3 protein-coding genes are annotated in these 1,280 nt (G+C 60.8%); all 3 read left to right on the top strand.

What is annotated here, in order from left to right; all coding sequences use genetic code 11:
• Positions 1 to 69 precede the first annotated feature (69 nt).
• The 3 genes from P5540_19955 (at position 70) to P5540_19945 (ending at position 1,194) form a co-directional block, all read left to right on the top strand.
• Positions 70 to 273 carry a hypothetical protein gene (locus tag P5540_19955; protein ID HRT67089.1) on the top strand — a complete coding sequence of 68 codons (204 nt, stop codon included), beginning with the start codon at positions 70 to 72 and terminating at the stop codon, positions 271 to 273.
• Between the two features lie 109 nt (positions 274 to 382).
• Positions 383 to 793, top strand: a complete 411-nt coding sequence (locus P5540_19950) for a hypothetical protein (GenBank protein ID HRT67088.1) — start codon at positions 383 to 385, stop codon at positions 791 to 793.
• A gap of 38 nt (positions 794 to 831) precedes the next feature.
• Positions 832 to 1,194 carry a hypothetical protein gene (locus P5540_19945; GenBank protein ID HRT67087.1) on the top strand — a complete coding sequence of 121 codons (363 nt, stop codon included), beginning with the start codon at positions 832 to 834 and terminating at the stop codon, positions 1,192 to 1,194.
• Positions 1,195 to 1,280 lie beyond the last annotated feature (86 nt).

The raw sequence follows: 1,280 nt of genomic DNA, 5'->3' as shown, positions 1-1,280 counted from the left end.
CGCGCGCGCCTGTGGTGGCGGTGGCGGATAGTTTTGCGGATGACGACATCCCGTTTTAAGGAGAAGACGATGGACATTGAACAAATCAGGGGGGCTCGGCGCGAAATGGAAGGCTCAATCCGAGCGGCAGTTTTCGAAGCCATGACGGCGTTCCACGCGAAGACCGGCATGTGCCCGCACAGCATAGACATTTGGCTGGTTGATGTGACCACGATAGACGCGCGCGAAAAGCAGTTTGCTGTCGGCGAAGTGCGTGCGGACGTGCCGCTGTGACGCACAACGCCTGCGATAACCGGCGCGGCGATGCCGGTTGGAAATGTGACGCGGCTGTTCCGCGTCCGGTTGATTGCCTTGTTAGGCGGCACTTTTTGGAGATTGACCTATGAACGACGAAGAACTGCATAAAGCGTGGGTTGACGCGTGCATGGAGGTAGCGCACGACTTCGCGGAAGAATACTGCAACATGCAGTGCGACGGCACGCGAAGTCACCTTGAAGCCGCGACCGCGCGCCGGACAAAGCTGCGCGACATGCTATGGGATGTGCCGGCCAGCATGGCGCTGACGGACCCGGAACTGCGGGCCGGAGTGGAGTTGCAGCGCAAGGAAATTGACCGGCTGAAACAGCAACTGCGCGACGAAGGCGACCGGATTGCCGAATTGAAACGCGCCATTGAAGCGATGCGCGTAGCTGGCGGATCGGTTGAATTTCAGATTGCGTTCGACATGGCGAAGGCGCTGATTGTGACGCCTAACACCGGAATTCAGCGGCCCGGAACGGGTCCGCTGGAATGACTAGTTGGGCGTTTTGGCGACCGATTGGAGAATTGGAAATGCAAAACATACTCTGGCGGGAAACGATGCAGCGCATGCTGACACGCATGGAGGAAACAGACCGCTGGCCTGCGATATGCGACGAGGCGCGGGCCGTCCTGTCGCTGGCGAATGATGCCACCAGGGAGCCTGCCGCCTACCTGTGGGGCGGCTGCCTCTGGCGCACGGACGAAATGGGGCGCGGCAGGCCTGGGGCAGTCGAACTGTATCGAGCGCAAACGCCGCTGACCGATGCCGACATTACCGCATTGCTTCCGATATGGCAGCATGGATCATGGACGCTGCCAGACTACGGCAGATGGGTAGCGCGGGCCGTCGAGCGGGCGCACGGGATCAAGACATCGCCCGCCCTATGCCTATAGCGTCATCAACGCGATGGCATGGCTTGGGGCATAACAACGAAGCTCACCGGAAGGACGCCGCAGGCGGCCTGTCCGGTGGAGCGGAT

It is taken from the genome of Candidatus Hydrogenedentota bacterium (genome assembly GCA_035450225.1).
GTDB lineage: Bacteria > Hydrogenedentota > Hydrogenedentia > Hydrogenedentales > SLHB01 > DSVR01.
The sequence above is the reverse complement of the archived record's forward strand: the minus strand, read 5'-3'. Positions and strand labels throughout refer to the sequence as shown.

Coding starts and splice junctions, on each gene's coding strand:
- P5540_19945 (HRT67087.1), top strand. CDS start 832: ATGCAAAACATACTCTGGCGGGAAACGATGCAGCGCATGCTGACACGC.
- P5540_19950 (HRT67088.1), top strand. CDS start 383: ATGAACGACGAAGAACTGCATAAAGCGTGGGTTGACGCGTGCATGGAG.
- P5540_19955 (HRT67089.1), top strand. CDS start 70: ATGGACATTGAACAAATCAGGGGGGCTCGGCGCGAAATGGAAGGCTCA.